The organism is Bacteroides sp. BFG-606 (genome assembly GCF_024788145.1).
Lineage (GTDB): Bacteria > Bacteroidota > Bacteroidia > Bacteroidales > Bacteroidaceae > Bacteroides > Bacteroides vicugnae.
In genome coordinates this window covers 4,430,209-4,457,200 of record NZ_JANUIL010000001.1, presented here as the reverse complement: position 1 = coordinate 4,457,200, position 26,992 = coordinate 4,430,209, and the positions used below count along the sequence as shown (strand labels likewise).

12 protein-coding genes and 2 pseudogenes are annotated in these 26,992 nt (G+C 41.2%); 3 read left to right on the top strand and 11 right to left on the bottom strand.

Going from position 1 to position 26,992, the window contains the following annotated elements:
* Positions 1-19: 19 nt before the first annotated feature.
* Positions 20-3,298 (bottom strand): glycoside hydrolase family 2 TIM barrel-domain containing protein, encoded by a 3,279-nt coding sequence (locus tag NXV01_RS16690; RefSeq protein ID WP_259022922.1) that lies wholly within the window; start codon positions 3,296-3,298, stop codon positions 20-22.
* A 153-nt stretch (positions 3,299-3,451) separates the two neighbouring features.
* On the opposite strand from NXV01_RS16690, the gene NXV01_RS16685 reads away from it, so the two are divergent.
* Positions 3,452-4,975, top strand: a complete 1,524-nt coding sequence (locus NXV01_RS16685) for a TlpA disulfide reductase family protein (RefSeq protein ID WP_259022921.1) — start codon at positions 3,452-3,454, stop codon at positions 4,973-4,975.
* A 561-nt stretch (positions 4,976-5,536) separates the two neighbouring features.
* Positions 5,537-7,039 carry a PAS domain-containing sensor histidine kinase gene (locus NXV01_RS16680; RefSeq protein WP_259022920.1) on the top strand — a complete coding sequence of 501 codons (1,503 nt, stop codon included), beginning with the start codon at positions 5,537-5,539 and terminating at the stop codon, positions 7,037-7,039.
* Here the strand turns inward: NXV01_RS16680 and NXV01_RS16675 are convergent.
* The 3 genes and pseudogenes from NXV01_RS16675 to NXV01_RS16665 all read right to left on the bottom strand — a co-directional run bounded on the left by NXV01_RS16675 (position 7,036) and on the right by NXV01_RS16665 (position 15,187).
* A pseudogene (locus NXV01_RS16675) lies at positions 7,036-7,880 on the bottom strand (AraC family transcriptional regulator). The gene NXV01_RS16680 and the pseudogene NXV01_RS16675 sit on opposite strands and share 4 nt — an antisense overlap.
* 232 nt (positions 7,881-8,112) lie before the next feature.
* Positions 8,113-12,313: pseudogene (locus tag NXV01_RS16670) on the bottom strand (malectin domain-containing carbohydrate-binding protein).
* A 174-nt stretch (positions 12,314-12,487) separates the two neighbouring features.
* Entirely contained in the window at positions 12,488-15,187 is a 2,700-nt protein-coding gene (locus NXV01_RS16665; protein WP_259022919.1) for a glycoside hydrolase family 20 zincin-like fold domain-containing protein, read from the bottom strand.
* Between the two features lie 220 nt (positions 15,188-15,407).
* Here NXV01_RS16665 and NXV01_RS16660 point away from each other — a divergent pair, with 220 nt between their 5' ends.
* On the top strand, positions 15,408-17,840 hold the full coding sequence (locus NXV01_RS16660; RefSeq protein ID WP_259022918.1) for an ATP-binding protein: 2,433 nt from the start codon (positions 15,408-15,410) through the stop codon (positions 17,838-17,840).
* Positions 17,841-18,241: 401 nt separating this feature from the next.
* On the opposite strand, the gene NXV01_RS16655 is transcribed toward NXV01_RS16660, so the two are convergent.
* Genes NXV01_RS16655 through NXV01_RS16625 form a run of 7 tightly spaced genes read right to left on the bottom strand, consistent with a single transcriptional unit; the run spans position 18,242 to position 26,980 of the window.
* Complete coding sequence (locus NXV01_RS16655) at positions 18,242-19,477, bottom strand: MFS transporter (protein ID WP_217722603.1); 1,236 nt, start codon at positions 19,475-19,477, stop codon at positions 18,242-18,244.
* Positions 19,478-19,513: 36 nt separating this feature from the next.
* Entirely contained in the window at positions 19,514-19,960 is a 447-nt protein-coding gene (locus tag NXV01_RS16650) for a YhcH/YjgK/YiaL family protein (protein WP_007760210.1), read from the bottom strand.
* Positions 19,957-21,159 carry an AGE family epimerase/isomerase gene (locus tag NXV01_RS16645; RefSeq protein ID WP_259022917.1) on the bottom strand — a complete coding sequence of 401 codons (1,203 nt, stop codon included), beginning with the start codon at positions 21,157-21,159 and terminating at the stop codon, positions 19,957-19,959. Before NXV01_RS16645 ends, NXV01_RS16650 begins: the two co-directional genes overlap by 4 nt.
* A 12-nt stretch (positions 21,160-21,171) precedes the next feature.
* Complete coding sequence (locus tag NXV01_RS16640; protein ID WP_259022916.1) at positions 21,172-22,089, bottom strand: dihydrodipicolinate synthase family protein; 918 nt, start codon at positions 22,087-22,089, stop codon at positions 21,172-21,174.
* A 42-nt stretch (positions 22,090-22,131) separates the two neighbouring features.
* Positions 22,132-23,670, bottom strand: a complete 1,539-nt coding sequence (locus tag NXV01_RS16635; RefSeq protein WP_259022915.1) for a hypothetical protein — start codon at positions 23,668-23,670, stop codon at positions 22,132-22,134.
* 22 nt (positions 23,671-23,692) lie between these two features.
* On the bottom strand, positions 23,693-25,255 hold the full coding sequence (locus NXV01_RS16630) for a PQQ-binding-like beta-propeller repeat protein (protein WP_259022914.1): 1,563 nt from the start codon (positions 25,253-25,255) through the stop codon (positions 23,693-23,695).
* A 12-nt stretch (positions 25,256-25,267) separates the two neighbouring features.
* A complete protein-coding gene (locus NXV01_RS16625; protein ID WP_259022913.1) occupies positions 25,268-26,980 on the bottom strand; it encodes a hypothetical protein in 1,713 nt (570 codons plus the stop codon).
* Positions 26,981-26,992: the final 12 nt, after the last annotated feature.

Genomic DNA, 26,992 nt, shown 5'->3' with positions numbered 1-26,992 from the left:
TGTTAGTTATTTATTTCTATCATTGCTTACTGATACGTAGATGCAGCGTGTGTTCCTTTTTCTCTATGGCATATTTCTTCAATACACCCGGTCCGCAACTACTGTTTCCTAATCCAAGCACGGCAGCATCCATACTTAGAATGACTTCCGCACGTGGTTTTAAATTACAATCATGAGTTTCTTGATAGATATCCTGCACAGTATAGTGCAAAGCAGATGCGGAAAACACATTTTCTACCGCATCAACACGAATACCTTTATTCTGTTTGTCAGTCAGGGTAAGATAGTGTACTTCTTCTTTATTTCCACTATCCTGCGGACGGGGATAATGCACATATTGTTCCGCCACATTTTCTTTCCAAAGCCCTATAGCGGCAGATGTTTTACGGTCAGGATAATTGTCCTGTGGTCCTCTGCCATACCAGGTAAATGTATTGTAAGCAGGTGTCAGACAGAATGCGATTCCTAAACGGGGGATTTCGGGAAGAACTCCTTGTGGTAGGAAAGTCGTCTTTAAATCAATCGTTCCATCTGAAGAAACAGTATAAACAGAAGTTGTGGTCACTTTTCCTTCTTTATATAAATTGCTTGTTTGAATCCGTACAATTACCGCCCCGTCTGCACGTACTTCATGGTTGAAAGATTCTAAATTTATCTGCGGACTATCCATTGCATGCAATTTCCAGTCTTTAGCCAGCCAATTCCCGAAACTCTTGTCATTGTCTGTCGGAGCACGGAAAACTTGAGTGACGGGTTGAACTGGAAAATCATCTAAATGAGCCAATATTTCTTTGCCATTATATATAAGGGAAGTCATGCTTCCGTTCATTTTCTTTTCCCACTGAACGGAAAAACCGCGTCCGCTAATCAATAAGGACTGATTATCCTCTTTCACTTGAAGTGTTCCTTTATTGACTAGATCAGTAGAGATCAAATCTCCTTTCTGCAAGCAGAATTGCTCCCAAGTCACTTCATGCCCTGCTTTTGCCCAAAGGGCATCCGATTTCAAAACGATGCTTACTTTTAGCTGGCAATCAGACAGAGCTTTCCCTTGACCTCTCTTTGTTTGATTACTCAAAGAACCGGAGCCTTTCAATGAGTGGAAAGTCGGCAAATCTATCATCTGACTCCCTCCGGGAGCTATTTCCGGTAAGGTAATTTCTCCCTGTTCTTTCTGCTTTCCATCGATTGACACAGTCCATAGGCAACAATATTGAGACAAGCCGGTGTGGTGATTCCGGTTCGTCACTTTCAATTTCCCGTTTTCCATTTTTAGTTCGACGGGTGCATACACTTTCTTTACTTCCCAATATTTAGGCGTAGTTTCACGCTCGCTCATCAGCAATCCATTAAAGCAGAACGCTTTTAAATTCGGTTTATCACCAAAATCGCCACCATAAGCCACCATGGTACGGCCATCGGGTAAAGTTTTGTAGATTCCCTGATCTACCCAATCCCATATAAAACCACCCAGCATACGGGGATTGCCATATATCTCATCCCAATATTCCTTGAAATTTCCCAATGCATTTCCCATGGAATGTGCATATTCACTTGTCATTACCGGACGGTCGTCATTGGTGCGTTCCGCAATCTCCAGCAACCGTTCCCAACGTGCATTTTCAGCGCGTTCTTTATCCTCTCCTTCGGCAATACCGGGATTCAAGTATTCTTGTTTCACCCGGGTATAAAAGCGGCTGATAACATCGACAGTTTTCGGGTCAGGATCGCCATCCACTCCTTGTGCTCCTTCATAATGTACAGGACGAGTCGGGTCAAAATCATGCAGCCATGCAGAGATAACGGCGAAGTTCGGTCCATAACCACTCTCGTTTCCCATGCTCCACATGACGATGCTTGGATAATTCTTATCACGCTCCGCCATACGAGCTGCACGGTCCATAAATGCTGCATGCCAGTCGGGAGTGCTTGCCAATGTTCCGCGCAATCCATGTTCTTCTATATCCGCTTCGTCCATCACATACAATCCTAAACTATCACACAGTTCGTACCAACGACTTACGTTCGGATAATGACTCGTACGTACCGCATTTATATTAGCCTGCTTCATTAAAAGAATATCCTGAAGCATTCGTTCTTCACTCATGACGCGTGCCGTCCGAGGGTCATGTTCGTGGCGGTTCACCCCACGAAAACGTACCGGATTCCCATTAACCAACAACTGCCCCTTTTTTATTTCTACAAAGCGGAAGCCCACTGCCTGTTCTATCTGCTCTATCACTTTTCCGCCATCGCTCAACAATGTCAAATGTAGTTGATACAAATAGGGAGTTTCCGCCGTCCATCTCATCGGGGATTTTATCAGAGCGCTCATACGTCCCATCTTCCGGGGACCGCGTTGCGGATACCATTCGTTCATCCGGCTAGCCTTATGTTCCAAATCGAGAATATCTTCCACATCCCCTTTCAATGTAGCAACTTCCTTCCCTGAAGCATCCTTCAGCACTCCTTGCAAAGTATAACCTTTGCCACTCATTCCTTCATATACGCTGAATTGCGGGTCTATCTGTAAAATGAAGTCTTGATAATCATTTGTCGATGCAGGAAGAGTACGTACTGTATAATCACGGATACGAATATCCGGTGTATGTATCAAATGGATGCTGCGGTGAATTCCCCCAAAACGCCAAAAGTCCTGGTCTTCCAAATAAGAACCATCGCTATACCTGTACACTTCCAATGAGATCTGATTCTCACCGGGTTGTAGATACTTAGTAGCATTAAACTCACTAGGCTCCATACTACCCTGGCTATATCCTACCCGTTCACCATTTATCCAAACATAAAAAGCACTCATTACGCCCTCAAAGCGAAGAAATATTTGTCCGTCAGCTTCCCATCCGGCAGGTAGAATAAACGTGCGACGGTATTGTCCTACGGGATTTCTCTCTTTATACGTAGTATAGTCAGCTTTCGGCTCTCCCATCACTCTAGGCGGGTCTATCTTAAACGGATAACCTGCTGATACATAAATAGGTGTACCATACCCGTTCACTTCCCAGTTTGCAGGTACTTCAAAATCACTCCAACCTTTATCATCAAAATTCTTCTGATAGAAATCAACGATTCTTTGTTCGGGAACAGGAGTCCACCGGAATTTCCAAGTTCCATTCAAACTCATGGAACAATCGCCTTTTTGTACAGAGTAAGGAACGAAAGCAGCTCTCGCCGGCTCACGGTTAATTTGGAGTACATGATGATTTTCCCAGTCATGAACAGTTTGTGCTGATATTGAGCCGGGAAGTAGTATTCCAAGTAGTAAAGTATATATTTTCATTCTTCGTACTTTTTACTTCATATCAAGAAGACGGATAAAGCACGATTTTGTACCCTTTTCTTTTACGAAAATATTAAAGAATAATAAAGGTTAGTGCACCCCTTAAAGAAAAACTTTACCTTGCAAACCATTTCTAATTCTAAAAATAATATTATGGAAAAACGACTATTCAGCAACCTTCTCTTATTAAGCTGTTTCGCCATACAAGCACAACAGGAATATACTATTGAAGGTCACGTGGAAGGAGTAAAAGATGGAACTCTTGTTTCGTTATTTCTGCTTGATGGCAATGTGGGAAGTACAGTAGCCACAGATAGTATACGTAATGGCACATTCCATTTCAAAAGGAACGCAGGGGAAAGTGGTTTAGACCGATTATCTCTCATGTGTACTCGGGAACAAGATTTTCCCTCTATGTCGTTGTCTATTTATGTAGCCCCCAATGCTAATATAAAAGTGACTGGTACAAATACCTTAATATATACTTGGAAAGTAGACAGTCCGGTAAAAGAGCAGCAGGAGTATAATCGTTTCATAGATGTTTCACGTGATTTATGGGATGAATTTCAACGATTGAGCATTAAAGAAAAAGGAATGCGCTCAGCTCTGGAAACGGAACGAAAGGCAATTCGTGCAAAAAAAGACAGTATATCAGACCTCATCAGTAGTAGGGAATTAAAATTAATGCAAGAACTGCCTATTTCTACTATTTGGATGGAAAAGTTAGGAAGACTTAGTACATCTGCGAAATATAATCCGAAATTCTCTTATAAAGAAGAAACAATAGCTTTGTATAATAGATTGAACGATGAGCAGAAGTCCTCTATGCAAGGACAAGAAATAACGGTAAATCTCTTTCCGCCTACAGTAGTTAAAGAAGGAGATGATATGGCAGATACCGACCTTTTTGATTTGAACGGAAAACTTCATCATTTGACAGATTTCAAAGGAAATTATATATTACTTGATTTTTGGAGTAGTGGCTGTGGCCCCTGTATTATGGCTTTGCCTGAAATGAAGGAAATTCAGGAGCAATACAAAGAGCGTCTTACTATTGTCAGCCTTAGCTCGGATACTAAAAGCCGATGGACGACTGCTTCAGCACAGCTTGAAATGACTTGGCAGAATTTAAGCGATTTGAAACAAAGTGCCGGATTATATGCTAAATACGGTGTTCGTGGTATCCCCAATTATGTTCTTATTTCACCGGAAGGCAAAATTATGAAAATGTGGTCGGGATATGGTAAAGGCACCCTGAAACTAAAGATGCGGAGATACTTGGATGCCCCCAAACATGAAACAAGTATCATTCTGCAAGGCAATACGAAAATCGTGAATTATCCGGTGGTGGAGTTTACGAATACTGATATTGTCGAAATAAAGCAAGTGGAACTGACAGATACAGCTACGGTTCTTCGCTTGAAAGCTTTCTACATTCCAAAGTATTGGATACAAGTTAGTCCGAATATTAAATTAGTAGATGAAAAAGGGACATCATATACCTTAAAAAGAGCAAATGGAATTAAGCCCGGTGAGCACTTCTTTCTACCCGAGAGTGGAGAAGCCGAATTTTCTTTAATATTTGCCCCCTTATCTACTCTAACAAAGACATTTAGTATCACTGAAGGTCAAAATAAAAATGATTGGCAGATAAATGGGGTAAGACTCACAAAATAAAGCTAAATAGAAAAGTTAATAATAAGAACAAAACGACTTTCATATGTTTTGAATGGTAATAAACAAAACACTAAATTATGCGAGCAGTAGTCCATAAAAAAACAGGTTTTTAAGGAGTATTCCGTTTCTTTAAAAAGGAACGGCCTGTTGGTTTTAAACCAAAAACACGGTTTATATTCGTTTGAATATCAATATCTTGCGACAAAAAGTTTTGAACTGGGCAACCACATGTATTTTCTGTACAAATCGAATACAATTCATTTTCCAAGACGACATCAGTACGTAGTATATTTTCACATTTCAACTTCTAATTTTGATGATTACTACCACAGTTATCATCAAGCTATATCAATCTTGACATATGCATACCATCAATTAAAATCAAAATATTGAATATTAAATTCAGAATATCATATTAACATGATAGGTATTGTAAATTTAAATAAGTATTTTTGGGAAGAAAAAAGAGCTGATCGGTCGATACTACTTCTCGAAAAAATCACGTTATTTGTTATATATTCTTCGAATTGTCGAAGGTATGACTATAAAAACAAAATAAAGATGAATATTGATAAGAGAATAGAATACGACAAAGAGTTATTGAATATTCTGCCTGACGGAGTACTTGTATTAAACTCTGATGGAGAGGTGACTCAAATTAATCAGCAAGCACAAACAGAGTTGCATATAAAATCTTCGCTAGATAAATTCGCCCAACCTTTGCAGATAGAAAATATAATCAATTTGATATATCATAAAGAAAATATTCTTCCTGTCGTTATGGAAGGTCTACGCAAAGGTGAGCAAGGATACACATTGCCCGAACACATAGATATTCAGGAGAAAAACGATTATACTCAATTTCCTGTGAACGGACGATTCGTGACAGTCAGAGCTGACGGTAAACTGACAGATATTCTATTCTTTTTTCGTAATATAACAGTGGAACTCACGCAAGAATATATTCTAAACACAGCTTTACAGCGAACTAAAATATATCCTTGGTATTATGACATAGCCCGAAGTGAATTTACGCTCGATTATCGTTATTTTGAACATTTAGGAATCACTCCGGGTATAAATAATACACTGACGATGGATAAATATGTGGAAATGATTCACCCGGACGACCGTCAGGCTATGGCTGACGCTTTCATTATTCAACTTAGTGGTATCGAGACGTTTGAAAAAGTTATCCCTTTTCGCTTACATCGCGGAGATGGAACGTGGGAATGGTTCGAAGGACAATCCACGTATATTGCAAACGTATCGGGGCATCCATATCGCTTAGTAGGTATTTGTATGAGTATTCAGGAATATAAGGATATTGAGAATACATTGATAGAAGCCCGCAAAAAGGCGGAAGAGAGTGATAAACTCAAGACGGCTTTTCTAGCTAATATGAGTCACGAGATTCGTACTCCACTGAATGCAATAGTCGGTTTTTCTGATGTAATAGGTTCTACTTATTATGAATTAAGTGACGAAGAACGGGCAGATTTCGTAAGATTAATCAGCATTAACAGCGAACACTTGGTTAGGTTGATTGATGATATACTCGACTTGTCTAAAATCGAATCTAATACAATAAAATTCACTTTTGACAGTCGCTCTTTAAAATCCCTTCTCAATGATATAGAAAAAGAACAGGCTATGAAGCCTATTCCTGAAATAGAGATAAAAGCATTACTGCCGGATTATGATGTTTACATTATGACAGATACTACTCGTTTGAGACAAGTGATATGCAATTTTATAAATAATGCCCGGAAGTTTACAGAAAAAGGATACATTCATTTCGGGTTTATGATGGATGAAACAAAAACAGATGCTGTTCAGATATTCGTAGAAGATACCGGTGTAGGAATTCCGTATGAATGTCAAAAAGATATATTCGACCGTTTCTATAAAGTGAATACTTTCAAGCAAGGAACAGGATTGGGACTTTCCATTTGCAAAACTATCGTAGAACATCTACAAGGAGAAATTTCCGTTGTATCAGAACCGGGAACAGGTAGTCGTTTTACGGTTACACTACCACTAAGCGGACAAAGGGAATATTAATTTCCCCTGTACTCCTGGGGAGTGGTACCGGTGTGTTGCTTGAAAAACTTATTAAAAAAGAAATATTGCTGAATCCTAAGGATAAAGCAATATTCTTTACAGGTTCATTGGTCGATTTTAATTGGGACTTGGCATCCATCAGAATCACTGAAGCAATGATTTTCAACGGGGTATCTCCTGTTACCTTCTTGATTGTCGAGCAGAAATGAGGCAAACTGATTCCTAAAAGCTCGGCATAAAACGAAACTCCGTGATGAACCGTATAATGCTTCATTACTAATTGCAGAAACTCCTGATAAATTTCATATTTCCTGGACGAAGAGAATAGCTTCAAGTCACTCCGTGCTTTATAGACTTCTGTTGCTCCCTGAATAAATATGGTGAGAACTGCCTTTATTATTTCCTTATTTGATTTCGTCCACAACGATTTATAAGAGCAAATAAATGATTCATAAAACATTTTATAATTATTGGCATCTGCTTGGGATAATCTGACAACCGGATTTTCTTTGATAACAGGAAGAAGATGTTGCGTGGATTTCATCAGATTAATGCTCTCTATAAAACGGGATGAGAAACCAGCATAATAAATCTGAATATCCGGTGAACAGCCATGAATCTCCATCAAATAATCGGGAGGTAAAGTCATTAAATCATTACGCTCAATATTATAAGTATTAGTATTGATTGTTATCTGCAAAGTTCCTTTCATACAGAGAATAAAGAAACCGGATTCTATCTTGCAAGGAAAATTTATGTATCTGTTTAATAAGTGTCTTTCAAACCCTTCTCCTACAATATAATCAATCTGTAAATCATACTTGGGTATATCGCTTCCCATTGTTATTTTGTTTTTGATTTCAAATATAGAGATTATTTAAAACATACTCTCCGAATAATTAAAATCAGAATATCGAATCTTAAAAAAATAACATCTATATTTTATTTCTAAGAAAGCAATTTGAGAAAAAAGAGAGAAAATAAAGAAACGAAACATAGAAAGCAAAATCAACTTTCTTATGTTCCGTTTCTTTATTATCTATGAATAAGATAATTCAATTCATAGTGGGAATTTATTGAATATCCAACGCATCAAAACCAAGTCCTTCCATATTTTCTGCTGAAAGTTCAACTTTATAATGTCCGGCATTGATAAAGGTTCCGGTGGTGGTGCTCATCATCTTCCATTTATCCGGTGTCTCCGGGAAGGTCAATACATCCTCTTTCAATACCACCCCTTTCGAATCTATGAACTTCATTAGGACAGGCATTGGTTTTCCGGAAGTATTCATATACTTAAAGCGAAGAGCATACACTTGAGCCAATCCGGTAGAAACATTCCATTCAATGCTGTTCCCTTTTCCTTTGCCAAAGAACACTCCTGTCTGTTTACGATGTTCCTTCTTCTGATAGTTACCTTTCAATGTAGCAGCTTCCGCTTCCATAGGCTACACTGACACGGGCGTTCTTGTCTTCAGGAAGCAACTCTTTCGGAGTCTTTTCCATCACTTCTTTATCTGCCTTTTCCCAACTCCAATCGGATGCAGGGAATACCGTCGGTTTCAGTTCCATATTTGTGGAAGCAATAGCAATGCCCGAAATTAAGGCTTGACCTGCTTTCACTTCCGGAAAATTAATTCTTAACATTCCCCCTTTAACTGTGGCATATACCACCTTCTTGCAAACTCCGTCATGACCGCTTTCTGCCCAGATATCCAAGTCGTCTAATACGACAGAATCATTCACGGCAACATCGAATATACGCAGTCCTTCACAGTCGGTAGAAGCACTTCCACCTGTGCCATGCCAGGGTTCTGTGAAATACAGTTCAATACGATATGTTCCATCTGCCACAGGGAAACGAACTTCCAACTGATGACGTCCGAAACGGAAATGCTGGAATAACTTCCAGTCACGAGTGCCATGAATCGGATCATTGGTAGTACGTTGGCTGGCAAGATATGGATTCAGATCTTTGAAGTTTTCCGCCCATGAATGGGAATAGTTCGTATTGTCCTGCAACCACAACTGTCCGAAACTATCCGTATAATCATCTCCTCCGCAATTAAGACGATATAGATAATTATATCCTGCCTCTCCTTTCAATATTTTTTTATCGTCCTGATAAAGAAGTTCGAAATTCGGGGCCTGTTCCAAACCTTTAAACACAATCAGGTCTTCCGCTACCGGTTTACCTTTATAATATCCCACAGCACGAAGTACGTTATAACGAATATCCCGGTTTTCCCACATAAAATGAGTACCCGTTCCGTTGTTCTTTTTACGTCCGAGGAAGGTTGCCTTTTCATTTGTCATATCATTGTAAAGCAACACTGAATCACAATTACTGTAAGCCTCTATAGTAGCACGGCGACGTCCTTTCTCAAAACGGTCGGTCCATGTATGGGATACGAGATAGACCATCGGATCTTTGGCTGCGGAAACATAGTTGGCACGATACATATAATACACATCCAACGGTTCTTCCCATGGAGTAACCAATCCTTTGTAATTGAACGGACCGACTTTATCTATTTTGCGATATGCTTCATCCGGTTGGCGGCGTCCGGGATTGTCATGGCTGCTGTATATCCACTGAAACTGTCCGCAAACACTGTCTTTAACCTGCTCCGCCAAGCGGATTTTGGTTTCCATCAGCTGACACATACGGTCTTCACTCCACACTCCATTCACTTGGAAATCTTCCGGTTCCGTATGCAAACCGATGCTTCTCCATGCTCCATATTCCCCATTCAATAATTGGTTAACTTGAGAAAGTTCCCGACCATATTTAGTCACATCTCCCCCATACGTACCGCTCCAATTCTGAATCACATTCCAGTCTGTACCTTCGCCGCCATTACAAGTTGTAATGACACGCATTGTCTTTGCAGTCGGGTCCATCTCACGAATAATATCACTGCATTCCTGTGCAAATTCACGAGGTAAAGTACTTTCATTCTGTAATCCCCACATTACCACTGAAGGAGAATTGCGACGTTCTTTCACCCATTGACGAAGTAACTTCTTGAAGTTCTCGCGAAACTCCGGAGTATCATACCATACATGAGCAGATAATTGTGTCCAGAAGAGGACTCCCTCTTCATCCCAATACTTCTGATAGTCGAGATGATGGGGCTGGTGAGCATCCCGGAATGCATTAAACCCGGCCGCACGTATCTGTTTTACTCTTGCAGCCACCTGTTCATTGCTGAATGCATGGCTCTGTCCGAACTGATGTTCGTACTCGCATACCCCATTAATAAACACCGGTTTTCCGTTCAGGTAAAAACGTCCGTCTCCATCATTCCGTTTGACTGGCCAGCTAATGGTACGGATCCCAAACGGTGTTGAAATCTCATCCGTAGTTTTCGTATCACGCTTAATCATACTGGCTAGTTTATAGAGATATGGAGTTTCTGTATCCCACAAAACAGGTTTCTCGACAGGAGCTTGCTGGCGAACGACTTTCATTTCTCCCGGAGCCAAAGTTACTTTCTCAACCAAACGAAAAACTTGTTTTCCATCAGCGTTACTTAGTTTATTGACCAACTCTATCGTTTCTGTTGTCTTACCATAATTCTTAACCTCCGTTTCAACAAATACGTTAACAGCCTTTTCATCATTCCAGATGTGTACACCAAAAGGTTCTATACGAATTTCATCGGTCACCTCCAGCACCACAGGACGGAAAATACCGAAGGGCTGTGACCCCTCACTGAATCCCCATTCCGATGAACATCCACCACATACCCAAGGCATATCGGCAATCATTTCCGGATGCTCGGCTTTTACTTCCAGGCGATTTGTTCCCTGCTTCATTGCATCTGTAACATCCAAGGTTAATGTAGTACGTCCAACAGGATGACGTCCGAAGTCCGTTCCGTTTACTTTAATGGTAGCGTATGTACCCACTCCATCAAAACGAAGGAAATATCGTTTCCCGGATTTTATATCGGCGGTGAAGTCTTTCACATACATGGCAGTTCCATGCATATTTCCATGTGTCAACTGGCGATATCCATAATAATCATCCCAATTATGAGGGATATTCACCGTCTTTGCAGGCATCATAAAATTACCTTTCAAATGAGTCGCTTCTGTAATCCAAGTCTTCCAACCCTCATTCAATGTAGTGATTAACCGACGATTTTTAATTTCCGGTTTCGGAAAGCGAACCGCCGAACGTCCCATCGGCTTACTGGTAGCGATGGCAATGCCACGTTGCTCTGCGTTGTTTACCGCACAATAAAAATGATAAACCACCCCATCATGCTTTACCACATAACTCTTATGAGCAAACAATTCATCATAGTTTTTGGAAGGAATAATCAAGTCAGCCCCCTTCCAGTCCGTCCAGTGTACCAAGTCATAGCTGGCGGCAAACGTATTGAATGCCTTATATTTACGCGAAGGCTCAAAAGCAGAGAAATAGAACATCACATACACATCACCCATCTTCTGGATATGTGCATCTCCTGTAATTGTTCCATCCGCTTCATGCGCAAAGACTGGATTTCCCGGATAACGTTTCCAGGTCTTCATATCCTTGGAAAGAGCGATGCCGACACGTTCTCCTTTTAAATCCGTTTCCGGATGACGGCCACCTGCATTGTAATACATTACAAACGGAACGCCCAATGTTTTATCCTTATCCCAATAAACAGTACTCTTATATTGAGTCAGTTTCTCCCACCATTGGGCATCTTTATCATGGATGCTCAAGATCGGTTTGTCCAGAGATTCCCATTCGTGGGCAGTGGAAATATCTCCTTTTGTTGATGCCAGTCCGATGTAAAGCGGAGCTTTCACTGCTTCGTAGCCGGTGCCTTCGCCACCGATATACGTCATCCAATGGCGGCCTTTATAAGTTTGAAGTTCATAGCTTCCACCCCATTCCATATCCGGTAATGCAGGAAAGCCGCCACGCTGGTTACAGTCCCATTTTCCATCCCGGTAAGAAAGAATTCGTCCCAAAGTACGCCATTCAAGCAAATTGTCGCTTTCCGCTATCCATGTCTCGTATCCGCGTCCGTCCATTCCACTTTTACCGTTATAGACGACGTAGGTCATCAACCACTTGTCTCCCTGACGGAAAACGGTAGGGCAATCGATCTTATGATGATTGTCTGCCGGTGCGATGGCAAGACCGTACTTATACGGTGTCTTCACTTCCTCATAAATCTGCTCCATCCGTTCCTGCGGAACTTCGCGTTGCGCATACAGAGAGAAAGTAGTGGTTATACTAAAAACAGCCAGCAATAACTTCTTCATGATATTTTTCATCTATAATCATTCATATAATGATGTTCATAATTAGTTTATATGATAATTTAGGCACGGATTACACGGAATTCACTGTCTTTAGTGTTGTCATTATTGCAAAACAACCGCGTTAATCCGTGTAATCCGTGCCTAAAAAGATAGCAATTGATTAGTGGTAAGGACTTAGTAAAATAACCAATCCATTGTTTCTTCATCCCCGGCAAGTCCGGCATTACGCACCTTCATATCCGCAGCAGTAAATCCTAGTACTTGCAGATAACCTTTGGGTAACATCAGCGTATGCTTTCCGGCCGGAAAACTATATGCATGTACATTTGCCAAAGGCATTCCGTTGATACGGACAGCATTCGTCAACACAGGTTCCGCCTGACCGTAATCATTGGCTGATGCATCGATTTCCAGTTTCGGAGCCTTTGCATACTTTTTCTGGTCATCTTTGAAATAGGCTACTAATAATTTCACCGGAGCATCTGTTTCAAAAGTGATACTCGTACCTTTCTCTCTCTGCTCGTTTCCATTGAAACGAAGCGCTTTCATTCCCTTCAATTCAGGGGCTACTGCTTCTATCTTACCCGGAAGATCGACAAATAAAGAAGTGCCCTCCTCCACTTTCACTGCCGGATAATTAGAAATCAGTTTTACGTTTGCAGGAGCCCAGGCAGCAATCTCTACAGTTTCAGCCACCGCATTTCCATTCTGTTTTTCTTTCAACAGGACGAGATTAGCTTTGAAGTTCTCCAATTCTTTTTCGTAGTGTACCAGCAATTCTTTCCAAGTCTTATTCTTTCCATCATCTCCACCGATAGGAATACGACGTTGAGCTGTCTGCATACTGTTGGCATACAAATAATGTTCGTCTGTCAATTCCACCAATTTACGATAATGCTCCAGACTTTGTTCCATCAAAGGAATAGCTTCTTCAAGTTTTTTGATGTCTTTGCCCCATTGATAATCCAATACCAGCTTGGCGGCTTTCACTTTCAGGTTGAACGCATACGCAAATTCACGATAACAATGCATATCATTTTGTAAACGGGCAAATTCGTCCTTATTTGAAGATACGGAGGCGGCCGCCTTATCAATAGCCGCTACTGCCTTATCCCCGTGCTCTATTACTTGAGCAACAATATCCAAAGGCATTTCACCTACATGAGGTTGCTTTTTCCATTCTTTCTCTACATATTCTATCAGCTTCTCCCCTTCCGGTCCGCAACTTTCATAGAATCCCGGATAGATGGTATATTTATATGGATTGACAAGTTGACTCATAAACATACCCAGCAATAATGTCTGGCGATTTCCTTCTGTGATACCGAAACGACGCAATAGCTTCGGAGCAATCTCACCACTTTCTTCATAAGCTATGCGGATATTGCTTGCATTTTCGTCAGATGTTCCGTAGAATTTGCCTAACTGATGATTCCAGTACCCCATTTCATCTGTACGATCTCGGTGGCAGTTCCATGCATAACGTCCCCATGTCTGATACCAAATCCAGTCACGATCCAATTGGAACTCACGTTCGTTGTTCGGTAATTTATCAGCCGTATAGGGCCAATCCCAATAGGAAGCTTGCGGATAAAGATGTAGTGCATTGGCACCGTGTACATTGTGCATGGCAGTTACCGCTTTCTGTACGAAATCCGGAGAGCCCCAGCGGAACGGTTCCAGATTGGCCAGGATATGTACGTTACTGATATGGATGGAACCCAATGAACTCAAATCTGTATGTATTTTCGACCAGGGGCCACGAGGTTCGTAAGTTGTCAACGATTCACCATTATATTTATGCATCGTATAAAGATTCTTATAATGCGGCAATGCAGCATCCATCACCAGTTTACAGTCCGTGTCGTGTGCACGCAACAAAAGAGGCGGTTCATCCGTTCGTCCCAATGCCTGTAATCCGTCTTTCACTCCCGGAATAATTGTTTTTGTAAACCATTCCACATCATCCTCTACCGTACACATTGCTTCCCCCAGACAAACAAGTAGTCCTACATTGGGATATTTTTCTATGAAAGCAGCAATGCTCTTACGTGTATAATCGGCAATCAAAGGAGTAATAGGACGATTACGGTCCTGTGTTTTCAGCCCGTAATGTTCAGCAAAAGGTTTGGAAAGAATAATATTATAAAACATCTGTATCACAAAGATACCGCGCTTGTCCGCTTCTTCTGTGAGGAAAGAAAACATTTCTTCATTCATCTTGAATGTTTTTTCATCTACTTCCAGTGCAAACGGATAATCTTCCAGTTTCACCAATGATGCAAACGGATGTCCATTCCAGAGATACAATGAATTCATGCGGTTGGCAACCAGCATATCCAAATATTTAATCCACTGTTCTTTATCATAAAACCAGGGGAAACTTTCCGGAGTATACGGATATTCGTACACACCATGTCCCGGCAGGTAGGTCATCTTCTGTAATCCTACACAAGCCCCACGCAATACCATTTCAGGAGCGTCTTTCAATTCCTCCGGGAAATTCAACCGACCATCCGAGTCATTCACACGGTCTATCAGTTCGCGACATCCGTAAATGACGCCACTCCCATCCCTGCCGGACACTCTGGTCAGGTTACCGGTCGTCGAAATATGAAAACCTTCTTTCTTGAGTGTCGTGTCATTCACTTCCGTCAGCAAGATTGTTTTGATTTCGGCGTCGGAGAATGTTGTGTCTCCCTGTTGCATCATTACCTGATAACCGGCTTTATCCAAGGTAGCCTGTAACTGCTCCGCACCAAACAAAACACGATTTGACGCATCCGGCGGAGTCATAATCTTCACGGTTTGCCTGCCACACGCTGCTAAAAAAAGTGTGCATGCCGCAAACATGAATAATCTGGTATTTTTCATTCTTCTGATATATATTATAGATTATATAATTCACTTCCTAACTAAGAAGAAGACGAAATAATCCCCTGTTTGTACTCATTTGTCTCTTTTTCCACTTTTCGGCACCAGACTTCCATTTTCCTCCCGCGATGATACACAAACGCCTCATTATTTAAAAGTTATACTTATCTTTGCCAGCTAGTGTCTTAGAATATAAAAACAGAAAACAAGAGCAGACAATATGAAAGAACAAACAAATTATGACTATGAAAAATACGTTCAGATAGCACAAATGGCCAAAATGGGATGGTGGGAGTCAGATTTGAAGAATCAAGAATATATCTGCTCTGACTTTATTGTAGTCTTACTCGGTCTTAAAAGTAACCGTATCAGTTTCACCGAATTCCATCAAAGAATACGTGAAGACCATCGGCTACGTCTTAAAAACGAATACCTGTCCTTATCCAATTTACAGACTTACGAACAAATGTTTCCTATCCGGGCAAAAGACGGGGAAATTTGGGTGTACTCCAAAATCAGTTTCCAGAAGCCTGATAAAGAGGGATACAGGAATATGACCGGCTTTCTACAATATATTGACAGACCTATCGATAATTCAAATGGAAACATTGATTTCCTTCAAGTCAGCAGTTTGCTCTATCAGCAGAATAATATTTCATATTCATTGCTTGCGTTTCTGCAATGTGATGATGTGACTCAAGTGATTAACGAGACATTAGGAGATCTCCTCAAACAGTTTCAGGGTGATCGTATTTATATCTTCGAAATAAACAGAAAAAAACAACGCCAGGACTGTACTTATGAAGCCACAGCCGAAGGCATCTCCAAAGAACAGGATTTCTTAAGTAATATCCCTTGGGACCCGTCTACTTGGTGGAATCATCAGATAGCCGAAAGAAGGGCAATTATCCTGAACACTCTGGATGACATGCCAAAAGAAGCAGAAGAATATCGCCGTACATTAGAAATGCAGGATATTAAATCACTGATGGTAGTCCCTTTAATATCCAAAGAAGAAGTATGGGGCTACATGGGAATCGATATGGTAAGAACACAACGAAGCTGGAGCAATGTGGATTATCAATGCTTCTCCTCCCTCGCAAATATTATCAGTATTTGCATCGGATTACGGAAATCGGAGTTGCAGGCCAAAGAAGATCGTATTGCTTTGGACAACAGCGAAAAGATATTGAAAAACATCTACAAGAATCTTCCGGCAGGTGTCGAACTTTATGATAAAGATGGCTATCTGGTAGACATCAATGATAAAGAACTTGAAATATTTGGTTTATCTGACAAGAATGAGGCACTAGGAATTAATTTGTTCGACAATCCTAATATCCCCACAGAGGTGAAAGAAAAGTTGAAAGCCAAAGAAGATGTAAATTTCTCCATTAATTATGATTTCGCAAAAATAAATCAGTATGTAGACACTCATAGGGAAGGGATTATCAATCTTACTACTAAAGTTACCGCTCTCTATGATTCTCAAAACCGATTTATCAACTATCTATTTATCAATATAGATACGACAGAGACAACCAATGCATACACTAAGATACAGGAATTTGAAAATCTGTTTCTCCTGATCGGTGATTATGCCAAGGTAGGGTTTGCCCATTTCAATGTACTGACAAGAGACGGGTATGCCCAGGATACATGGTACAGGAATTTGGGAGAAAAGGAAGGTATTCCTATGCCGGAGGTTATCGGAGTATATGCTCATGTGGTTCCTGAAGATCAGGCGGTTCTGAAGAACTTTGTACGCGAAGTGAAAGAAGGAAAAGCAACCAGTTTGCGCAAAGAAGTTCGTGTCTGCAGAGAAAATGGTAAATATACATGGACCAGTATTAATGTAATGGTCAGAGATTACCGTCCGCAAGACGGCGTTATTGAGATGCTATGTATCAATTACGACATCACGCCTTTGAAAGAGACTGAACAGAAATTGATTATTGCCCGCGATAAAGCGGAAGAACTGGATCGCCTGAAGTCGGCTTTTCTGGCCAATATGAGTCATGAGATCCGTACTCCTCTCAATGCTATTGTTGGCTTTTCCAGCTTGTTGGCTGAAACGGACAGCAGAAGCGAACGGCAGGAATATATCAAAATCGTGCAAGAGAATAATGAACTTCTTTTGCAACTGATATCGGACATTCTCGATCTTTCGAAAATTGAAGCCGGAACATTTAATTTTGTATATACCAACGTAGATGTAAACGAGACTTGCTCTGAAATCATCAAATCAATGGGTATGAAAGTGGATAAAGGCGTTGAACTGATTTTTGAGGAGATACTGCCGGAATGTTATATCTACACAGATAAGAATAGATTCACCCAAGTAATCAGTAACTTTATAAATAATGCATTAAAGTTCACCCGGCAAGGCACTATCACCCTTGGCTACGAACAAATATCCCATCAGAAAATAAAATTCTATGTGCACGACACAGGAATGGGAATACCGGAAGAAAAGCAAAAGAGCGTATTTGAACGTTTTGTGAAACTGAATACTTTTGCCCAAGGTACAGGACTCGGACTTTCTATTTGTAAGAGCATTGTTTCCCAGATGGGAGGAGAAATTGGCGTGGATTCGACTGAAGGAGTAGGTTCCTGCTTCTGGTTTACACACCCGTACCACGCTGCTGACTAGACTGACTATATATGAAAGGGGGTATTCTATGAATGATGGTTAGTACTAATAATGAATGGCCTCCAACAAGAATCGGCTGCAGGATCCTGTAGCCGATTCTCTTTTACCACTTTCTTTTTTGGTATACCTAAAATTAAAACAAAAAGTGACAGGTGTGACAGAGGAATTGCAACTTATTACTTTTTTATTTTTCTATCTATATTTTCTAATAAAAAAAAATCGCGAATGTTATAAATCCTCTGTCACACCTGTCACTTCTTCATCGGTTCTTTTCAAAAGACAGCGAGAAATTTGAAAAACACAATCGTCTTTTTCAAATTTCCCGCCACGTTTTAAAGAAACCTAAAATCAGTTTAGCTCCTTATTAATCTGCAGTTTACAAAAGTAATACCCATAAATTTTCATTCCATATTATCTGTTTTAGGTCTTAAAAGGTACAATTGTAATCCTAGTGCAAGCGCAACTACAATACTTAGCATGGCAAATCCTTCACCTAAACTTCCTCCATCTGTCCATTTTCCCAGTAATTGAGTTACGGCTGCTCCTGCAAAGACTCCTGTCATATTCATAATTCCATACGCTGTTCCCCTATATTTAGCAGAAACAAACTGGCATAAAATAGGCATATTATTAGCATCAAAAATACCAAAACCAACGCCAAACAGCAATCCCGCACCTATGACACTGACAAACCCATGTCCGAAACCTAGCAACAATAAGGCGGGAATTGTCATCCCCAGTCCGATGGCTCCCGTATACACACGTCCACGAATATTCTTCAGCACCCATCTATCTGACAAAAATCCACCAAGTATCACTCCGACAAATGAAGACAAAGCAATGGTAATCGTTGATATAGGTCCTGCCTGCGACATCGGAATATCCAGGTTCTCGGCAAATAGAGTCGGCAACCAGTTCTTTGTGGCCCAGCCGGGTAAACTCGGAGCCGCAAAATAAAACAATATCACCCAAAAAGAAATATTAGAAAATAGCAGTAATAACCCTTTCCCTATCGAATCGCCTTTGCTAACACCACTTACAACCACTTTTTCTATTTTCATCCGAATAGGATTCTCATGCAAGAAGAAGATAAGGACTACAGAATAAGCAACACCGACGATTCCAAACCAATGGAAAGTGCTCTGCCAGGAAAAAGCAGCCGCAGCTGTAGCACCAAACCCGCCAATAGCCTGACCGACATATAGTCCGGTCATATGTACTCCAATAGCTAACGAGCGTGATTTATCCTGATGCCAATCGGCAATCAGCGATAAAGCGGAAGGAATATACAATGCTTCACTAACCCCCATCACAGCACGCAAACCATATAATTGTTCGAATGACGTTGCATATCCCATCAGGAAAGTCACGGCAGACCAAACAAATAAACTCCCGACGATTAGCCATTTACGACTGATCCTGTCTGCTATGATACCGGCAACCGGACTCATAAAGCCATATATCCAAAGAAATACAGCCATCAACGCGCCGAAAGCTTCTGCTTTTGTCAGTTCTACAATATCTATTTTCATTGCTTCCTGCATTGTAGAAAGCATTTGTCTATCCATGTAGTTGAGCAACGCTACTACCCAAAGCAACGCAACTACTACCCATGGATAAATATTTTTATTTTTCATGGTAGTTGTATTTAAAAGATTTTTGAGACTGTTTTTTTAAACTCTTACTTTGGCTATCAGTTTGCGTATCCAGCCTTTACCGATAGCCGGAGCGTGGGGGTCTTCCGGGTATACAATGACGAATTGTCCGGGTAAGAGATTGATGAAAGTAGTGGGAACATCACCATAGAGAGCACAATCGCTCTTTTTATCATAAGCTTGCCTTTCCACTTTTAATTCTTCAAGGGCTTTCCAACCAATGGTTTCTGTACCTTCAAGTAAGATGTGCACGTCTATATAATCATGATGCAGTTCTAACAAACGTTTCCCTTCAGCAATACATTCAGGATAGATGTTATTGACAATCAGGTTATCACCATCCAGTCTGATAGTTCCCAGTTCTTCGTGTAGCAGGTCATGTGATTTCACATAATCGAAAAGTTGCTTGAACAACGGGTGAAGTTTCTCCACCCGTTGGCTATGTTGTAAATTGGATACAATCATTTTATTTCTTTTTTTGTTTCAGACATTATTTCCTCACAAAGCATATATCCTTTTGTCATCATGCGGGGAATATGGAAAGGACCTTTAAATAAATTTCCCTTTGCCGGTTGGGCTACCGTACCATCCCGGTGAAGATAACCATACCACTCTCCATATTCTTTATCCGGGAAATGGGTATAGGTCCATTCACTGATTTGCTGATGCATTTCCAAGTACTTATCTTCTTTCGTTATCAGATAGGCATAGAGAGTAGCGATAATTGCTTCTGTTTGCGGCCACCAAAATTTCATGTCTTGAGCATAATCTTGCGAGGGAAGATTTTTGCAATCTTTGAAATTAATAATGCCACCAAATTCTTTATCCCAGCCCCACTCCCATGACCAGTCTAAAATCTGCAATCCCAGTTTTTCTATCTCTTTATCTTCACCTCGCAATTTTGCTTCCTCCAATAGGAACCAGGCTGTTTCAATACAATGTCCGGGATTGATGGTACGCCCCATATTAGTATCTATAAACTCACCGTTCGGTCCTACTGTTTCCAATAAGGCTTTAAATTCGGGATGCAAGAAATCATTTTTTAATTGAGCGATAGATTCATCAATCTGCAGTGTCAGACATTCGTCCTGAATAGCTTCCCGAATCCGGGAAGCTACATTTATCAGTATCATGGTGATGGAATGTCCTTTCATGGGAAGTGTATCCAGATATTTAGGTGCTAACAATCCGGGAGTTTGCAGAAAATACTGCATACGTTTGAACAGTTCGAGCGCTTTTACTGCATAAGTTCTATCTCCTGATGCAATGGAGTATTCGGACATCGCTATGGCTGCAAATGATTCGGAAAAGATGTAACGCCGCTTGCGTAAAGGTCGTCCGTCTGCTGTTACCTCAAAGTACATGTGCCCGTTCGTATCAAAGCAATGCTTCTCTATGAAGTCAAGCGTGCTTTTGGCTGCATGTAACCATGCCGGGTTCTTTTCGATATGATTATAGGCATAAGAACAAGTAAAAGCAAAACGTCCCTGAAACCAAACGGATTTTGTGGTATCCATCAATGTGCCGTTGCGGTCTACGCAAGTATATAAACCGCCATTCACTGTGTCCAATCCATGTTCCATCCAAAAGGACATGATATTATTCTGCATATCATTCTTGTAGGTATCCGCCCAATGCTGTATATATTCACTTATATTCTTCATACTTTCTTCCTATTAGAATTTATTACAACGATCGAAGAAATGTATTTCTTCCAGTTCCGCTTTCATCTGTTTTTCTTCCTCAACAGTCATATTTTGGAAAGGAGTACGGTTACCGCCCAAATCAAGGCCAATCAGCTTCATGATGCGTTTACCGCCAACAATATTTCCACGGAAATGACAGATAACGTTAATCACTTCCTGCGAGAAGTTTTGCAGTTCACGGGCCTTCTCCAGTTCGCCAGCTTTCCATGCATCAATAATTCCTACCAGGTTTATGCCATTATAATTGGTTGTCCCACCAATTCCCCCTTGTGCACCTCCCATTGCCAGGCAAGGAAGAATCGTTTCATCCTGTCCATGAAGCATATCAAACTTACCATCTTTATATAAGCGGCATTGATTGTATTCATACAGACTTTCGAAAGTATATTTAATGCCTGCAAAATTAGGAATACGGTTCTCAACTGCTTTCAGGAAAGCAAGCATCGGCAAAAATGCTCCGTTAAATGCAGGAATATGATAATAGTAGAATGGAAGTTCCGGTGCTCCGGCGGCAATTTCTTCGCAGTACTTTACCAGTTCTTCTATCCGTCCGATTTTAGGGAAAGGAGGTGCCATAGCACCAATTCCCCAAGCTCCGATTTTCTGTGCGTGTTCTGCCAACATCCGACTCGACTTTGCACAGCAACTACCCACGTGCACAATCACTTTAAAATCTTTCGGTGCAACTTCCATCCAGCGTTCCGCCAGTTTCATCCGTTCTTCATCGGTCAGCATATAGCCTTCTCCGGAGGAGCCATTGATAAAAACACCTTTCAAACCATTTTTTATAAGCAATTTTGCATATGCCTCGATAGGTTCATAATTTACTTCTCCATTTTCATAAAACGGAGTAAAAGGGGCATTGATTAATCCTATAATCTTTTCCATCATATAATTTTTTAAGTTCAATATATTTAGTTATTTCTCTATTTAATTCACGGGGACATCTATCCCCTTGTCCGATAAGCCCGGTCCGCCACCGCTTGTGTAACCACAACTTTCACCTGTTTGCCATGCGGAAATCCAAAATGAATATAAATCGGCTTTATTCAGATAAAACTTTAACCGAATCATTCTTTCCTTTAAAGATTCCAGTTCCGAATGCTTCTTCCATGAAATCATTAGTTTTGTCTTATCCGTATTTTTTATCTGTGTGCAATCCTTTTTTGTGAATCCTTCCAGAGGTTGCCCGTTTTCTTCTAAGACTTCCACCGCTAAAGTTCCTTTCACATCTGCATTGACAAACAGGTATTTTCCATCTTTCGGAATCAGAGTTCTTACTATCACATAGCCTTCTTTCTTTTCCGATCTCATAGAGACAAAGCCATCCCGACGGAGTGTTGCCAATCCGGTGGCAAAGTTCGAATCATGCTTGGGTTTGCTATTATAGCGTCCACTGACATAGAAATAAAGAGAGTCTCCCACAATGAGAGGATTGCCCGCAGTGGATTGCACATTACCAGCATTCCATGCATGAAAATCTTCACTTACCGGAAGGAAAGCAGTTTTGTTCTCCCGGTTCCAATGGAAACCGTCTTTGCTCCAGCCTATCAATACTTCATTTCTTTTTTGAATATTCAAACTGTCGCAAATATTATTCTCCGGTCCTTGCCAAACTGTAAAATATCCCAGCATATATCCTTCATAGGGCATTGCTTCATGGTTATATATCTGTGGACGCAATTCCGAAAATTGAGGATGACGCGGGTCATCGTCGTCGGCATGAAACCAATACCGGATAAATTTGTCACTTTGGTTATCATATACCCTGTGTGCCAGACTAACCAACATTTCCGGGTCTTCGTGTTCCAAATAATTACGTGAACGACGGTAAATGTCATTTATTGTTTTCAACGATAAAATATACTTGCCGCGGAACGGATCATAATAAGCCGCACAGCGGTCGTACAGTTCACCTGAAAGTGCTTGGGGAGCACTCCAGTGAATCCCATCGGAAGAATATTTGAGTTTCATACTGACAGTGGAGCGATTATTAAATTCTACAACAAACATTTTATAACGTTTGGCAGAATCTTTCTCAAATTTGTCTAGCAATACCGAAACGCAATCATGTTCCAGCGTATCCACTATATTTGTGCCCGGAACAATAGTAAGTTCCGGCTTTATCCAGTTCTTTCCGTCCGAAGACTCTGCGTAGCAGGTGACAAGTCCTAATAACTTGCCACCACCGGCAGAATACCACATCTTAAACTTCCGATCCGTTTCATCATACCATACCCCGCCGCTGAAAGGAGCGGCATAGGGGTCTCCGTTTATATTCAGTTCCCATTTCTTATCGGCTTTCAGAACAGGATTACCTGAATAATAAAGAGGAAGATGATGTATTCGTTGGAGATCTGTTTTCTCAATTTCTATCGTATCTACAAAAAGTATGCGGCCAGGTTGTCCTTTTATCAACCCTGCATATACGAAGGATAAGAGAATGACCAATGATAAATATCTCTTCATAATTTTCCAGTTAGCAGGATTGTCACTTTTGTAAACCGGTACGTTGGGGATTCTGTCCTTTCATAGGCCATGCAGAGTCAGCATAGGAAGTTGCTCCTGACGAGATACATACCATATCCGATGCACCTGCCACAGCTTCGATTCCCACATATAAATATCCTTTTGAGTCCATCACCGGGCTGGAGAAACATTTGACTCCCAATTCGGCGGAAGCTAGCAAGCTACCATCCTGCTTCACAATATAGTAAACGGCTTTATCCGAAATAATGTGGATATATCCTCTGTTATCAATCACCGGAACGCAGTTGTTTACATCATCTGTCGTAGCGTAATGCCATTTCAGAGAACCGTCTGTATTCAGAGCGACAACACCTGCCGAAACTTCATCGGCAACCGTTTTTCCGCCATTGGCATAAATTGTTCCGTCTGCACCGATTGCAACACCACCGTTGATTATAGCTCCCGGAGTTTTATATACCCATTTTTCTGTTCCATCAGGATTCAAAGCTACTATGGCACCACCTGTAGTCAGTTCGGCTACGGTATAGATTGTTCCGTCCGCTCCTACCGTATAGGAGTTTCCCTTTAATGCTGTACCGCCCAAATCTTTCTGGTACACAAACTGTTGAGCACCCGTAGCGAAGTCATAACCGAAATATCCGTTTTTACCGGAAGAACCGAAATAAATCGTTCCATTCTTAGATAAGGATACACCGGACAATACTTCCATATCCAAAGCTATTTCTTTGATAACATTACCTGCCGGGCTCAAGACAATCAATTTCTTACCTCTATGTCCGAAATAGATATTACCTGAAGCATCAATAGCCGGAGTCACTGCGTATAAGTTAGAATCTGCGGCTTTATATGCCCATTTCATACTACCATCACTTCCTACGGCAAACAGGAATAATGCGCGGGGATGTTCCGCACCCGCCGGTTTCAAGTCACGGACTGTTATGTATATATCTCCATTGGGTCCTACGGTCGGACTTGCATATACCATACTGGCTCCGCCGCCGGGATTCAGTTCGTTCATCTTGGCGGTCACATCGAATGCCCATCTTTGAGCCCCATTGGAAGTATCATAAGCGAACAGTTTCACATCAAAAGCTCCGGTAGAAGTCTGATCGGTTATCATGTAAACAGTCTTGCCATCTGCTGATAATGCAGGTGAAACGGTGTTTTCAATCGGGCCACCCATCTCCTTTTGCCACATCACATTAATTGCTTTTGCGGGGTCCAGAATCGTGAGATCTTTCTTTACACTGGCACGTAATCCGTTATTGTCAGTAACGGTCAGTTTGATGGTAAATGTGCCATCCGACTGATAGATAAAGGTAGGATTCTGTTCCATTGAAACAGACTTTGCCGCATCTCCGAATTCCCATAGCCAAGACACAATCTGATTTCCCTCATCGGGAATGGAAGCATCTTTAAAGACAGCAGTCTGTCCCAATTCGTACATATCTTCACCGATGGTGAAGTCTGCTTTTGCCGCAGTATTATAATAGACTTTATCTTCTTCGCATGAAGAAAACAGAAGGATACAAATCAGTGATACTAAACAAGTTACTTTATTCATAGCATTTACTTTTTAATTGGTTTTATCTATTCCGGAAATATTCAGTCCTAGACCTCCACCCGCAGTATAGCCCATACTTTCCCCATTCGTGGAAGGAGAAATCCAAAAAGCGAAAATTTCACCATTGTCAATATAGAATCTCACTTTTATTTGTTTGTCTTTAAGAGAGGCTAACGAAACATTGCCGGTCCATTCGATCCTGGCTTTTACATTATCACCCTTAAAGACTTTGCAGTCGTCTTTGGAGAAGCCTTCAATTATTTTGTTATCGGAGTCTAAAAGCTCAACTTTCATTTCTCCTGCAACGTTGGCATTCACAAAGAAGTAAGAACCATCAAATTTCAGTAAGGAGGTTTGCAACTCCCCTGTCCCCTTCATAGATGCAAATCCATCCCGGCGAAGCATAGCCAGTCCGGTGGTAGTGATTTCTTGTGTTCCTCTCAAACGTCGGCCACTCAAGTAGAAATAGAGCTTATCGCCCACAATCAACGGAGCTCCGGCCACAGATTGTAAGTTACCTTGATTCCAGGCATCCGATGCGGTCGTGTTCACTGCATGGAAAGGATTCATGTCTTCACGGAACCAACTATATCCATCCCGGCTATACCCTACCATTATCTGGTTTCTCTTAATCACATTATCAGATGCACAGACATCATTTTCCGGACCTTGCCAAACAGAGAAGAATCCCAGCATAATACTTTCATAAGGAGTGGCATCCTGATTGTATATTGCAGGGGCGATATCCGGATAGTCAGGATGACGTTGTTCATTGGCCCATGGACCGAACCAAAACGCACTCAATAAGGCTTCTGCTTTCTTTGTACCAGCCTGTGGATCGATATTTTCATAATAATCTCTGGCACGTACTAATTTGTTTGCATCTACCCGGACATTGTGCCGCATACTATATACCCATACGTTTCTGAACGGATTTTTATAGACTGTAGAACGGTCGGCAATCGGTTCCGATTGGGTTGCAGCACGCCATACTTTACCATCTGAAGAAGTTTTATAATTATATCTCCATTTTCCGGCTTCCCTCGCCACTAAAAACATTTTGTATCTTTTCGAAGCATTACTTTCCTGTTTGTCTACCCAGACAACAGATGCATCACGTTCCGAGTTATAGTCAACAATGTTGGTTCCGGGGACGACCGAAAGAATCGGTTTTGTCCAGTTAATACCATCCGTCGATTCTGCATAACAAGTCACTCCTGCTCCGCTGGTTGCATAAGAACCACCGCCTGCCATATACCACATCTTGTATTTTCCCTCCTTTTCGTCATACCACACTCCATCGCTGAATGGAGCGGCAAAGGCGGCACCTTTTGTTCCGGTTTTCTCCCACTCCTGATCCGGTGTCAATATCGGATTGCCCGAATAATATTCAGGATAATAGAAAGTACGTTTCAAATTGGTAGATTCTATCAGAAAATTATCTACGAACAACTGGCGTCCTATCGAAATATGGATGATAGAAGGTTTGTCCGACAGATAAAAAGGAGACATCCCTTTTTCTAATTCGGACGAAGAGGAACGTACCGGAGGCCATTGCTCGGGTAAACGAATCCCATTGTATAGTAACCGTGGGTCGGTCGGTTCTTCGTCAGGCGGAACTACTACCGGTGGATTGTCACCTCCACCCGGAGTATCATCGCTACCACCACAGGCTATCAGCATACAGGGTAGGCAAAAGAATAATGTATAAAATAAACGTTTCATAGTCATTTATCT